11 protein-coding genes are annotated in these 12,569 nt (G+C 47.8%); 5 read left to right on the top strand and 6 right to left on the bottom strand.

Going from position 1 to position 12,569, the window contains the following annotated elements; all coding sequences use genetic code 11:
- The first annotated feature begins 41 nt into the window (after positions 1 to 41).
- Complete coding sequence (locus ACYVD4_RS00360) at positions 42 to 1,523, top strand: ComEC/Rec2 family competence protein (RefSeq protein ID WP_460941617.1); 1,482 nt, start codon at positions 42 to 44, stop codon at positions 1,521 to 1,523.
- A gap of 53 nt (positions 1,524 to 1,576) precedes the next feature.
- Here the strand turns inward: ACYVD4_RS00360 and ACYVD4_RS00355 are convergent, their stop codons facing one another.
- The 3 genes from ACYVD4_RS00355 to ACYVD4_RS00345 all read right to left on the bottom strand — a co-directional run bounded on the left by ACYVD4_RS00355 (position 1,577) and on the right by ACYVD4_RS00345 (position 6,506).
- On the bottom strand, positions 1,577 to 2,416 hold the full coding sequence (locus tag ACYVD4_RS00355) for a ThuA domain-containing protein (protein ID WP_460941615.1): 840 nt from the start codon (positions 2,414 to 2,416) through the stop codon (positions 1,577 to 1,579).
- 130 nt (positions 2,417 to 2,546) lie between these two features.
- Complete coding sequence (locus tag ACYVD4_RS00350) at positions 2,547 to 3,572, bottom strand: sugar phosphate isomerase/epimerase family protein (protein ID WP_460941613.1); 1,026 nt, start codon at positions 3,570 to 3,572, stop codon at positions 2,547 to 2,549.
- A gap of 168 nt (positions 3,573 to 3,740) precedes the next feature.
- Positions 3,741 to 6,506 carry a PQQ-dependent sugar dehydrogenase gene (locus ACYVD4_RS00345; RefSeq protein WP_460941611.1) on the bottom strand — a complete coding sequence of 922 codons (2,766 nt, stop codon included), beginning with the start codon at positions 6,504 to 6,506 and terminating at the stop codon, positions 3,741 to 3,743.
- Between the two features lie 84 nt (positions 6,507 to 6,590).
- On the opposite strand from ACYVD4_RS00345, the gene ACYVD4_RS00340 reads away from it, so the two are divergent.
- Complete coding sequence (locus ACYVD4_RS00340) at positions 6,591 to 7,364, top strand: NUDIX hydrolase (protein WP_460941610.1); 774 nt, start codon at positions 6,591 to 6,593, stop codon at positions 7,362 to 7,364.
- Positions 7,365 to 7,440: 76 nt separating this feature from the next.
- Complete coding sequence (locus tag ACYVD4_RS00335; protein WP_460941608.1) at positions 7,441 to 7,983, top strand: YdeI/OmpD-associated family protein; 543 nt, start codon at positions 7,441 to 7,443, stop codon at positions 7,981 to 7,983.
- 71 nt (positions 7,984 to 8,054) lie between these two features.
- Here the strand turns inward: ACYVD4_RS00335 and ACYVD4_RS00330 are convergent, their stop codons facing one another.
- Positions 8,055 to 8,984, bottom strand: coding sequence for a tryptophan 2,3-dioxygenase family protein (locus ACYVD4_RS00330; RefSeq protein ID WP_460941606.1), 930 nt, complete (start codon positions 8,982 to 8,984; stop codon positions 8,055 to 8,057).
- Between the two features lie 98 nt (positions 8,985 to 9,082).
- Between ACYVD4_RS00330 and ACYVD4_RS00325 the strand changes: the two genes are divergently transcribed.
- Positions 9,083 to 9,805, top strand: a complete 723-nt coding sequence (locus ACYVD4_RS00325) for an SDR family oxidoreductase (protein ID WP_460941604.1) — start codon at positions 9,083 to 9,085, stop codon at positions 9,803 to 9,805.
- 80 nt (positions 9,806 to 9,885) lie between these two features.
- Here ACYVD4_RS00325 and ACYVD4_RS00320 read toward each other — a convergent pair whose 3' ends face one another.
- Positions 9,886 to 10,857 (bottom strand): aldo/keto reductase, encoded by a 972-nt coding sequence (locus ACYVD4_RS00320; RefSeq protein WP_460941602.1) that lies wholly within the window; start codon positions 10,855 to 10,857, stop codon positions 9,886 to 9,888.
- Positions 10,858 to 10,953: 96 nt separating this feature from the next.
- Here ACYVD4_RS00320 and ACYVD4_RS00315 point away from each other — a divergent pair, with 96 nt between their 5' ends.
- Complete coding sequence (locus ACYVD4_RS00315) at positions 10,954 to 11,250, top strand: putative quinol monooxygenase (RefSeq protein WP_460941600.1); 297 nt, start codon at positions 10,954 to 10,956, stop codon at positions 11,248 to 11,250.
- Between the two features lie 26 nt (positions 11,251 to 11,276).
- Here ACYVD4_RS00315 and ACYVD4_RS00310 read toward each other — a convergent pair whose 3' ends face one another.
- Positions 11,277 to 12,566 carry a ComEC/Rec2 family competence protein gene (locus ACYVD4_RS00310; protein ID WP_460941598.1) on the bottom strand — a complete coding sequence of 430 codons (1,290 nt, stop codon included), beginning with the start codon at positions 12,564 to 12,566 and terminating at the stop codon, positions 11,277 to 11,279.
- Positions 12,567 to 12,569 lie beyond the last annotated feature (3 nt).

The following is a 12,569-nucleotide window of genomic DNA, read 5'->3' as shown; positions in this document are numbered from 1 at the left end:
CGGAACACAAATAGTTTATACATCCTTAATACGCCACTACTATGCCACTTGATGCTACTGTTATTCAAAATAAGGTAGGCTTTGCGGTTTATCCTTCTGTTTTCTTATTTGACTTCAAACCTGATGAAGATACAGGTGAGAAAAAATTCGGACGGGTAAAGCAATTGTTATTTGGCGACAGGGTTGCCCTGAAATTTACGGACGCCGGAGTACCGGATATACGAACCATTAAAGGAAATGAATATGTTCGAGTACGCGCCAGAGGGGCTGATGGCTTCATCCAACTATCGGATATTCAACCTAACCGAATTCTGGAGGTTAATTTTATAGACGTTGGTCAGGGCGATGGGTGCCATATCGTGACACCCGATGACGAACATTTTCTGGTCGATGCCGGACCGGGGGATAATATGTATCGTTTTTTGAAGTGGCGTTTTAATCTGAAACGGGCAAGTTCGGCACCTCCTCCATTTACTGTAGTTGTTTCGCATTCTGATGAAGACCATTACGGTGGCTTCAATGCTGTTTTTACTCCAGCTAATGATACCCAACAGCAGTTTAGCATTGAAAAAGTATATCACAATGGTTTAGTTGAATTTAGTGGCAGTTCGATTGACACACTGGGTACACCTATTAGCCATAATGGAGACGATTACATTACTGATCTTTGTGATGATAATGCTGCATTCCTGCTACGAACTGGGGCTGGTAAAGTAGGAAACTATATTAGAACCCTCTCCAAGACGACGAAGCCCAAAGAAGCACTCAGATTAGGCAGTCCACCTATTTATAATAAGAGTGGTTTACGTATAGATGTGGTAGGGCCGGTGGCTCAAACTATTAATGGAAAAGCGGCATTACCTGTTTTCGAAGACAACAAAGGAAAAACCAAAAATGGCCATTCTATTATTTTAAAGCTGACTATTGGTAAAGTACGAATGTTACTAGGGGGAGATTTGAACGAGCCTGCTGAAGACTATTTGATGCGTCACTATACACAGGCTGATTTACCCCAACTTCGGCGGCAACTTCGTATGGCCTCTCCAGTAAATAGACCGACTATTCAGCAAACAATCATGAATGCGATCAGACAGGCAAGAGTGGTATTTGAAGTAGAAGTAGCTAAATCATGCCATCATGGCAGTGCTGATTTTACAAGCGAATTTATGCAGGCTCTGAATCCCCTGGCTACAATCATCTCAAGTGGTGACAATGAGCCGCACGTGCATCCTCGTCCCGACACGCTTGGAACTATTGGTAAACACAGTCGGGGTGATCGTTCATTAATTTTTTCGACAGAATTGGCGCGCTCCAGTAAAGAATTTGTGGAAGTAGCTCCTCAACGGTCCGACCGAGCCAAAGAGCGTGCTGTAACTGTTTATGGCATGATAAACGTCCGCACTGACGGTGAAAAAATTATTATTGCTCAAAAACTTGAGAAACCTGCTTCACGTGGCGATTGGGATATACACAAATTAGTCTGGAACCCAACTATCAATGAATTTGAATACAAGTTTAAATAGTCGACGTAGCATTTTGTACACCTGAATCGAGCTGACTATTTAAACTTTTTAACTCAAAATCGTCCAGCCCATTCGATTCCGGCTACAATGTGTGGCATCGCATTTTTATCCGTGAAGGTTTCGTCAGTGTGACCCATGCCGGTGTAGAAAATGCGTCCTTTGCCAATTGTATTGATCCATGAAATCGGATGATCGCCTTCCATTTTCTTTGGAAAGGTTGCTTTGTACGAGTCTTCGTTCAGCGTGAGTAATACCTGAATTCTGTCTTTCCCACGAACACTTTGTTTGAAGTTATACCACTCATCTTTTTTGCGCCAGCGTTCGGGTAAATGCTGGGTTGTTGGGTGCGTTCGGGCGTCGGTAATGATTTCGGCTTCGGGTGTATGTTCCGGATAGAGCGGATGATCGCGGAAATGCGTACCCAGCATGTGGTCGTACCAGTCCCAACTGTATTCGGTATCCGAAGCCGCATGAATTCCTACGTAGCCACCGCCGTTTTCGATAAATCGCTCAAACGCCTTTTCCTGCTCCGAAGTCAGAATATCGCCTGTAGTCGATAGAAACACGATCGTTTTGAAACGGCTCAGGTAATCATCATTGAAAAAGGCACCGTTTTCAGTCGTCCTTACATCCCAGCCTTTTTCTTTGCCCGCTTTTTTGAGCGCTTCGAGACCCGGTTCAATTGACTTATGGCGAAACCCATTGGTTTTGGAAAAGATCAACACGCCTTTGTCTCCAACCGCACCCGGATCGGCGGGACGTAGCGTATCAAACACCGGTTTTTGCCAGGGTAATTGTCGCGTTACGTACATGCCGAAGCCGATAAATCCGCCGACTAGTATGACCAGAAACGCCAAAATTCCCAGAAATATTTTCAATAGTTTTCGAGCCATAAGTAAAGTAGGTTTAAGCCACAGACCGGGCCGCCGGAGCGGAGGCACTAAGGAGCACGGAGATACACAGAGAAAATATAAAACTTAGTGTGTCTCTGTGCTCCTTAGTGCCTCTCCGTGGCTTAGAAAATTAAGCTAGTTTGGTACGTACGCGCTCCAGAAGCGTTTTTGTGGCCCGGATGCCATCAGTTGCGTTGAGGTAGCCACCCGTTGGGTTGTACATGTTCATCAGGCCGCCTTCATATTCAATCCCGACGTAGCCTTTAAAACCTGCGTCTTTAATAATTTTGAAAATGCGCAGGAAATCGGTTTCGGTTTCGTTGCCCTGCGCGTCGAATTTGTGGGTTTTAGCACTGATGCCTTTGGCGTAGGGCATCATTTTCTTCACCCCTTCGTAGCGGTCATATTCCTGAATGCATTTTGTGGCCATAATCCCTTTGATATCGTTGGTTTCGGGCTTGCTACGTTGCCGACAGAAATTGCCAAAATCGGGTAGCAATCCTGCGTTGGACATGTTTACCTGTTTTAGTACGCCCACCAGCCAGTCGATATCGGTTGAGTTGCCGAAGTGATTTTCGACGATGACGTTCATGTTCGATTTGGCGGCATATTCCAGCAGTTTGTGGTAGCCATCGGCAGCAGTTTTAGCGGCTTCTTCGGCTGGGTCGTCGGGTACACCGGTCAAGGCTTTAGAGCTATCGCCCAGATTGACCCGGATGGAACTGCATCCCAGAAATTTAGCGGCATCGACCCAGGCGTAGTGCGATTCAACCGCTTTCTGACGTTTATCGGCATCCAGATCGGCAATGTTGGCCCCATCAACCATGATGAGGTTGTTTTTCATGCCCAGATCGTCGCAGCGCTGTTTCAGGTCTTTCAGATACGCCTGATCGGTGTGTTTATTATTGAAAAACATCGATACGTATTCCAGTACGTTGATGCCGAAATCTTTCTTTGCTTTCGCCGGAAAATCCAGATTGGTCATCTTGCCCGACATGATATCCGGGAAATACGAAAACTCAGCCAGCGAAATGTCAAAAGTGAATTTTGGGGCTGATCCATTGGCCAGTAAATCTGTTGGAAGCATAGATGACAGCCCCATTCCGGCGGCAGTCAGGCCCAGTTGATTCAGGAATTGACGACGAGATTGATTCATAATTTTGCGTGTTTTACCTCACTTCCGGCCCCTCTCCTGAAAAACAGGGGAGGGGTGGAGTTAGCGTTTTAAGTTTTTTATTTTTCTGATAATGAGTTGATAGTCATAATGTTTTCTGCTAGCTCCCTTCTCCTTGTTTTAAGGAGAAGGGCCGGGGGGGGAGGTAAATCAGTTGGAAAATTGAACGGTAACCGGCACGAACAACGGTGCTTTGTTGGCTTTTTCGTTCTTAAAAACAAAGTACACATCGTGCTGACCGCTGACGGGCGTTACGTCCGCTTTTGCCATAGAAGGCTTAAACAAATCGGCGGGGTTGCTACTTGGGTTTTGGGCTATGTTTTCGGTTTGCCCGATGAGTTGCCCATCCTGTGAATCAAGATGGATTTCGATACGTCCGCCGACGCAGATAAGCTGAGCTTTGGGTACCGCTACAGCAAACTCCATCGACCGAACGCCTGACAAATCGAGTTTGTTAAACATAACATATGTATCGGAAGCCTGCACGATTACGATTGGGAAAGGTTGCGTACCCATTTTGAACAGGTTGATACCTTTCGACTGGCGATTGCTCGATCCCATTGCTACAACCGGATTCCGCAAAATGAACGTTTCTTCGGTGGTTTGAGCCGGAATACCGTTAGCGCCTTTGTCTTTATAGGAAGCCTGTAATACCAGATTTCCTTTGGCATCTTTGTCGGGTGTGTACGTACCTTTGGTAGGCAACGACGGTGGGGCGACTTTTTTATCCGACAGAGAAAGAATGTACTTCACCATTTCGCCCGCATCGGCCGAGCTTAATTGCGGGTGCGCTGTCATGATGGCATCGCCCCAGACGCCACCACCCCCTTTTATAATCTTGTTCGATAGGCTCGCTACGGCATTCGGGTCTGATTTATACCGTTTTGCTACGTCGTTGAAAGCGGGGCCAACGGATTTTTTGTCGATGAAATGGCAGGCTTTACAATCGCTGTTGTCCATCAGGGTTTTACCCGTTCCGAGATAGGCTGATTCCGCAAATTTATGTCCGGCCGGGTTATCATCCGGCTTGCTGGCTTCGTCCTGATACGTAGCACGTACCATCACCTGTTTCGGGAGAATTTTTCCCGTTGCCAGGCTGCCATCTTCCTTATCTGCTACGTTGACCTGATACGCAATCGACTGACCGGGGAAATAGAAACTCTTGTTAGCATTGGCAACAACAAAATCAATTTTCGGCGGCTCATTTCCGGCCAATACGTCAATCGTTTGCGAACTACTGAGCCCCTTTGCATCTGTTACGGTAAATGTGGCTTTGTATTGCCCCGGTTTCTGAAACGTAAAGGTCGGATTGGCTTCTTTCAGAATCGTTGGCTGACCACCGGCTTTCGCTACAATCTTCCACTGATACGTCATTGCATCACCATCAAAATCCTTTGTTCCGTCCGACGACAAAGCAACTTTCAGCGGAGCCGCACCCACTTTCTGGCTGGCCGATGCCGCTACGTTTGGTTTACGATTTCCGGCGTTGAATTCAATTTTAACCAGTCGCGAATCGTCGTTTTTCAGGAACCAGCCCGTTCCATATTCCAGTACATACAGATCGCCGTTGGGGCCAAACGCCATGTCGATAGGATGACTGAACGCCATGTTGGGCAGGAAACGCTCTACGTTGGTCATATCGCCTTTGCTGTCGTAACTCACCGCCAGAATTATGTCGCGCATCCATTCGTACAAGAAGGTTTTCCCATTATAATAGGCTGGGAAAGACCGTTTAGCCCCTTTAAAATCGTCGGTATAATACGTTGGTCCGGCCATCGCGCTACGTCCGCCTGTACCCATAAATGGAAACTTCTTGCTTTCCGAAGCCGGATATGAAATCAACGCGGGCTGAGCAGGAGGAAGAGCGTTCAAACCCGTATTGTTGGGCGAATTGTTGATTGGGTGAGTTGGGTCGAATTTGGCGCCGGTTTTATTCGTCGCAAAATCGACAGCATTATACGCTTTGTTGTCGCCCACAAAATATGGCCAGCCAAAATTGCCGGGTTTCCGAGCCTGATTGTATTCATCTTCGGCCATTGGCCCCACGTTTACCGAATCAGCACCCGCATCTGGCCCAACATCACCCCAATAGACGTAACCCGTATGCTTATCGACCGAAATACGGTACGGGTTACGGTGACCCATCGTATAAATTTCAGGCCGGGTTTTAGCCGTCCCTTTCGGAAATAGATTGCCTTCGGGAATGGTATACGTACCATCGGCTTCGGGGTGGATACGTAGTATTTTTCCGCGTAGATCGTTCGTATTGCCCGACGATTTCTGGGCATCCCAGGGGCCACGGTCGGGCCGTTCATCGATGGGGGCGTATAACGTAGCGCGTGGGCTGGTGTTGTCGCCAGTTGATAAGTACAGATTACCGTCGCGGTCCCAGTCAATAGAACCGCCTGTATGACAGCACTGCTCCCGCTGAACAGCCACGTCGAGCAACACTTTTTTAGACGCCAGAACCAATTCATCGCCCTTCAGTTCATAGCGGGTCAGGATGTTCTTTGATTCCGGGCCTGCTGGCGAATAATAAAGGTAAATCCAGTGATTTTTTGAGAAGTTCGGGTCAATATTTACGCCCAGCAGCCCATCTTCGGCCTCTGTTTCATTGCCTTCCTTATCTTTATATTTGGTACTAACCGGAATAGTAGCAATGGTTTTTACCTGCTTTGTAGTTGGCGAATAAAGCTGTACGTTACCATGACGTTCGATAAAAATGACACGTTCGTCGGGTAGGATAGCCATTTCGAGCGGTTCGTTTAGCTTTTCGGCTAGCACCACTTTGGTGAAGCGATTTTCGTCGGGTTTCTCGTCCAGCGGTCTTGCCGAATATGCCCACAAGCCAACGGAGGCCACGCCAATTAGTGCGGCCATGCGATACGGGTGAGACAGGGATAAGTAACGTATCATAGGATGTGTATTTTTAACACAATGATACGTAGTAAATTTCTATGTGTATTTAATACACACTAAATTTGTTCGTAAATTTTCTTCATGGAATACAAAAATCAAGTAAAACGGTTGATTGAGGCATTGAGAACCGAGTTTATACAGTCGGTATCCTTAGACCTCGTAATCTTTGGTTTTCATACTGGTCAGCTAAAAGTTCTGTTGCTACGTTGGAAAGGCACGAACGACTGGTGTTTGCCGGGCGGACGCATTCGCCATGAAGAAAATCTGGACGATGCTGCGTACCGAAGTCTGCGCGAACGAACTGGTCTGTCCGAAATTTTCCTACAACAGTTTCACACGTTTGGCAATGTGGTGCGCTACACACATTTCAGTCAACAGGAAACGTTTGCCCGATTGGGCCTGATTGACGATGTGCAGAGTGAATTCGCGAGCCGCGATGTTTCAGTGGGTTATTACGCGCTGGTCGAGTTTGCCAACGTAGTACCAACGCCGGATTTCTTCACCGAAGAATGCCAGTGGTGGGACATCGACCAGATACCCGCATTGCTGTTCGACCATAACGACATGATTACGCTGGCGCTGAAAACGCTACGTCGGCAGCTTAGTTATCAGCCGATAGGCTATAATCTGTTGCCCGAAAAATTTACCATGCCTGATTTACAGCAACTTTACGAAACCATCATGGGCCAATCTCTCGACCGTCGGAATTTCCAGAAGCGGATGCTGGGCTACGGTATTCTGGAACGGCTGGAAGAACGTAAAACGGGCGGAGCACACAAAGCACCGTATCTGTATCGGTTCGATAAGGAGAAGTACGAAAAAGCCTTGGAAGACGAAATTCTGTTTGTTGGCTAACGTATCGAAACGCATACTGTTTCCAGCGAAAAACTGATAGAAATGGCGTTAACTTTCGACTCTGTAATTATCAATTATGCCCTCGTTTACCACTATTCTTCAGAAGTTCGGCGAAAAAGGCGATAAAACGCGCTGGACCTACATTGAAGTGCCCATTTCCGTTAGCGATGCACTGAAACCCGGCAATAAAAAAGTCTTTCGGGTAAAAGGAACGCTGGACAATTACCCGATCAAACAGATTGCCTTGCTGCCTTTGGGGCGCTCTGTCGAACGAATTACAGACGGACTGGAAGGTGGATTTATGATACCGATTAACGCCGATATGCGTCGGGGAATGGGCAAACAGGACGAAGGCGAAACGGTTCGTGTTACGTTGGAGGTCGACGATGAACCTCTCGCTCAATCGGCCGACCTGCTAGCCTGTCTGGACGACGATCCCGACGCCAAACGTCATTTCGATTCGCTGGCAAAAAGCCATCAACAGTATTTCAGCAACTGGATTGAAGACGCTAAAACGCCCGAAACCAAAGAAAAACGACTAGTGCAGGCGCTACGTGGCCTGAGTATGGGTATGGATTATGGTGAAATGATACGTTACTTCAGGAAGAATAAAGAATAGGGGAGGTGTCTATACCCGGGTTTTACCCCACCCCCCTGCCCCTCCCCTGAAATCAGGGGAGGGGAGAGTTTTTAGTTACCCGGCATCTCATGCGCCTGTCCCCAGTTGTCTCGTTCGGTGTCGCTCCAGAGGTCTGGGAAAAAGATGATTTGTTGCTGTTTTGGCGGCAGATAGGTTTGCCAGTTGGTTCCGCCTGTTGCTTTGATGTCTTCGGGTTGTTTGTGCAGATACTGAACCGCCGACCGCAAATGCGCCAGTTTCCAGCGGACATTCACGCGCCAGTCATATTCACGCAGGGCGTTACGTAGCTCGTCGCTAGCCTGATTCTGCTGATTTAAATGCTGGTAACGCTGATATAAATTCTTGCTTTCGTAGGCTTCGGCCAGTTGAATCAGTTTCGGGCCATTGTGCTGATCGAATTGCCGAAGTGTGAGTGTGCGTTGTTGCGTTGCCAGTTCGGTTGCGCCCTGTTTCCAGTACATAAACTCGTACAAATCAGGGACGTAAGCTGGTTCTTCAGGTGCCGAAACAAGCAGATTACGGAAGTCAGTCGAAACGATTTCGATTTGCCGGAATTGCACCGACTGAAACCCGCTCGACGGGAGAAGCGCCATCCGAAACTTCAAAAACTGTTCGCGCTCCATTCCCGTAATCATTACGCCAAACGATTCTTCGAGCAGCCCAAAATACCGATTCAGACGACCCATTCGTGCCACAAAAAATTCGTTCGTCAATACGTCGGAGTTTGCGATTTGATCAATTTCGTGCAGGATCAGTTTAAAATACAGCTCCGTAATCTGGTGATATGTAACGAAAATCAGTTCGTCGGGGTAAGCGGTCTTTGGGTTTTGCAGTGATAGCAGCGTTTCGAGATGAATGTAGTCCCAATACGTCAGGTAATCGGCCTGAAGCAGCCCTTCGAGATACGAAGCCATATCCTGACCCATAGCCGCGAATTTCTGCTCCAGTTGGTTTAGTTTGTCGGTAAGTGATTCGTACATGTGCGTTTTGTTGTGAAGTGAATGTAAAGGTCGTAACTCAATAATTTCTTTGCACACTTTGCACGTACCTTTACGTCTATTCCTATTCAGAAACCAGTATGAACGTAGAAAATAAAACGGTAATTATTTCGGGTGCCTCGCGGGGTATTGGCCGCGCTACAGCGATGATGCTTGCTCATCACGGAGCTAACGTAGTAGTTACGGCACGTAACGCCGATGAACTGAAAGCCCTCGAAAAAGAAGCTACCGAAGGCCATGTTCGGGGTAAAATTGTAGCCGTTCCGGGCGATGTCAGCAGCGAAACCGACATGGCTAACGTAGTGAAAACGACCATTGATCAGTTCCACCATATAGACATCATTATCAACAATGCAGGTTACGGTGTTTTCAAAAACATCGACGAAATTTCCGTTACCGAGTGGGACGATTTGATGGCGACTAACGTAAAAGGAACGTTTCTGCTAACGAAAGCCGCGCTACCCATTTTGAAAGCGCAACGTAGCGGTCATATTGTGGTGGTTGCCTCAGACGTAGCGAAACGCACGTTTGCCGGAGGTGCTTTGTATACTGCCAGCAAATACGCACAGGAAGCATTTACGGGGGCGCTACGTAAGGAAGTTCGTCCGTATAACATCAAAGTAACGGGTGTTTACTCGGGGCTGGTCGATTCAAATTTTCACGCCGAAGGCCATCGGCAGGAGAGCCGGGGAAGCTGGCTCAAAAATGAAGACATGGCCGAATCGATGCTGTTCATCGTGAGCCGCCCTGCCCACGTAGTGATCGACGAATTCATGATTCACCCCCTTTCGCAAGAATATTAAGAGAAGTAATTAATGGATAATGTAGAATGAATAATGAAGAGCGGGTAACCAAACATTATTCATTCTACATTATCCATTAATTACTGGCTCCAGCTTGTTGGAGTGCGGTCCCAGCGGTGGCCTTTGAGTTCACGGATTAACTCGGGAGACAGACTTTGGCCATCGCTGACAGACGTATTGGCTTCAACGTTACGTATCTGACGCATACCCGGAATGGTTGTATGAACGTCGGGATTGTTCAGGATGAAACGTAGCGCCATTTCGGGCATGGTCATACCTGCCGGAATCAGCGGTTTTAGCGCATCGGCATGGTCGACGCTGGCGTTGAGATTTTCAGGTACGAAATACGTAGAACGCCAGTCGTTGGCCGGAAACGTTGTTTCTTTGGTGAACGTACCCGTAAGTGTTCCTTCATCGAACGGGACGCGGGCAATCACGCCAATATTCAGTTCGCGGCAAAGTGGGAACAGCTTGTCTTCGGGATTCTGGTCGAAGATGTTGTAAATGACCTGAACAGAATCGATCAGGCCGGTACGTAGCGTATCGAGGCAATTTTCAGGCTCCCAACGGTTGACCGATACGCCCCAAGCCTGCACTTTTCCCTGTTCGGTAAGTTTGGTGATCGCTTCTTTCCAGTCGTCCTGCTCTGCCCAGCCATCTTCCCAGACGTGAAACTGCTGTAAATCAATCGTTTCGACGCCGAGGTTTTTTAGGCTTTTTTCGGTGTATTCTACGATATAATCGGCCGGAAATACGTCGGCCAGTTTATACTCCGGTTTCGACGGCCATTGGCGGTTTTTGGGCGGAATCTTGGTGGCTGCGTACAGCTTTTTATCGGGATGGTTTTTGAGCAACTGATTCAGGATTTCTTCGCTGACACCATCGGCATACGCCCAGGCTGTATCGAAAAAATTACAGCCTAATTCAACCGAACGTTCGAGGGCACGTAGTACTTCCTGTTTGTCGGAACCTGTCCATCCGGCGAGGCCCCACATGCCGTAGCCAATCTCCGAAACCTGCCAGCCAGTGCGGCCAAATGTGCGATATTGCATGTCTAATGAAAAATGGATAATGAAAAATGAAAAGCAAAGGCTATCTTGTTTTTAATCGCGTCAGCAGCTCATTGTTTATCCAATATCTTTAAAACTATGCTCGTTCGTATTGTTCGCATGACCTTTCTTTCCGACAAACTCGACGATTTTCACGCGATTTTCGATACATCGAAACGGCTGATTCGTGCCTTTCCCGGCAATCGTCACCTCGAACTTCTGCGTGATCCCAATCATCCATCTGTTCGGATGACGTATAGTTTGTGGGAATCGGAAGCGGCACTGGAAGCCTATCGGCAAAGTGAGTTGTTTCGAACAACCTGGGCGGCAACGAAAGTACTTTTTGCTGAACGAGCTATCGCGTTTTCGGGTGAAAAGCTGGAAGAAGTAACGTAGCCATTTAATTGTTGCTGGTTAATACGTTACCGGGAGTTGTAAGGCCCTTTCCATTTCTTTACGGTCAGCACCGGATTTGTATCCTCCAGTACACCAACCCAGAATTGCTTGCCGCCGGGCAACACCCGAATCATTACGTGTCCTTCGGTGCTACGGTATATTTGGTTCAGCCAGAAACCCAGATACGTTTTACTTTCGGGTAGAAGATGAAGCGCAAAAGCATCCCGTTTTTGACCCAATGCCGGAGTGCCCAGTCGGTGCATCACTTCCTGACCCGGTTGGTCGGAGCACCACGATTGCTGCACAACAACCGCCGGATTCAATGCTTGTAGAAAAGTTTCGTTAGTAGCATCGCGGTTGCCGTGGTGATTAAGCGTCATAACATCTACCGGCCCAACTACCTTCGCCATAGGTGTTTCGGTATCGAACCAATGCGGCATCCCATAGCCACGAAGTCCGGTGTTATCGGCTCCGGTGAAATAATCGAATGAACCATAACTAATTCGGAAGGCCATACACAAGGGATTCTCGTTGAATTTGCCTTGTTTGTTCAATACCGAATCGGCCGTAAAATGAGCAAGCGTTTTATCGCCCGAGCCCGTCCAGATACTTCCGTTTACCTTAATATTCTGCACGCGAAATGTGGGAAAATCTGCTGGCTTTTGGTTGAGAACAATCTGACGGTTACTCCCCGCCCGAAACATGTCAGCTTTTGCTCCCCGTTTCACTTTTGCCTCCACAAACGCTACGTAGTTCAGGAACGTACTACCATCTTCAGCGTAGTATTTACGTAAATCGACCGGAAAATTATAGGCCGGATAACCCCGGTCGATGATGGTTTTCACGGGTAATAAATCCCCGACTTCCGTAACTCCTGTTCGTTGAAATAGCTGACCAGATGCTGGTTTAGAGCGTTCGGTCAGGTCGCCGTAATGATCGGCGTGAAAGTGCGAAACCACCAGATAGTCGAGCTGCGGAGTTCTGTTTCTGGGCATTGACTGGTTCACATATTCAGCTATCCACTCACCAGCCGTTTTCGAATCATTCGGCCTGGCAGGAGCGACTTTTAAAGGTGCCGATCTTCGCAAAAACGCGGTAGCATTGAGATCCCCGGCATCCAGCAGCATCGTGGTTCCATCCGGGAAAACAAAAAACGTACTGTTGCCCCGACCCGTGTTAATATGGTGAATGTCCAGATAGCCCGGTTGCCAACGTAGCAACGTATCGGCTGGTGTCTGAGCCATTGCCAAATGAGCGAAGCAAAGAAGGATAAATACGTAGCAATTGATTTTCATGAAGATACGTGCGAGGTTCATCGA

This window comes from Spirosoma daeguense (genome assembly GCF_054776875.1).
This window is presented reverse-complemented; position numbering and strand designations above follow the sequence as displayed.

Coding starts and splice junctions, on each gene's coding strand:
- ACYVD4_RS00360 (WP_460941617.1), top strand. CDS start 42: ATGCCACTTGATGCTACTGTTATTCAAAATAAGGTAGGCTTTGCGGTT.
- ACYVD4_RS00355 (WP_460941615.1), bottom strand. CDS start 2,416: ATGGCTCGAAAACTATTGAAAATATTTCTGGGAATTTTGGCGTTTCTG.
- ACYVD4_RS00350 (WP_460941613.1), bottom strand. CDS start 3,572: ATGAATCAATCTCGTCGTCAATTCCTGAATCAACTGGGCCTGACTGCC.
- ACYVD4_RS00345 (WP_460941611.1), bottom strand. CDS start 6,506: ATGATACGTTACTTATCCCTGTCTCACCCGTATCGCATGGCCGCACTA.
- ACYVD4_RS00340 (WP_460941610.1), top strand. CDS start 6,591: ATGGAATACAAAAATCAAGTAAAACGGTTGATTGAGGCATTGAGAACC.
- ACYVD4_RS00335 (WP_460941608.1), top strand. CDS start 7,441: ATGCCCTCGTTTACCACTATTCTTCAGAAGTTCGGCGAAAAAGGCGAT.
- ACYVD4_RS00330 (WP_460941606.1), bottom strand. CDS start 8,984: ATGTACGAATCACTTACCGACAAACTAAACCAACTGGAGCAGAAATTC.
- ACYVD4_RS00325 (WP_460941604.1), top strand. CDS start 9,083: ATGAACGTAGAAAATAAAACGGTAATTATTTCGGGTGCCTCGCGGGGT.
- ACYVD4_RS00320 (WP_460941602.1), bottom strand. CDS start 10,857: ATGCAATATCGCACATTTGGCCGCACTGGCTGGCAGGTTTCGGAGATT.
- ACYVD4_RS00315 (WP_460941600.1), top strand. CDS start 10,954: ATGCTCGTTCGTATTGTTCGCATGACCTTTCTTTCCGACAAACTCGAC.
- ACYVD4_RS00310 (WP_460941598.1), bottom strand. CDS start 12,566: ATGAACCTCGCACGTATCTTCATGAAAATCAATTGCTACGTATTTATC.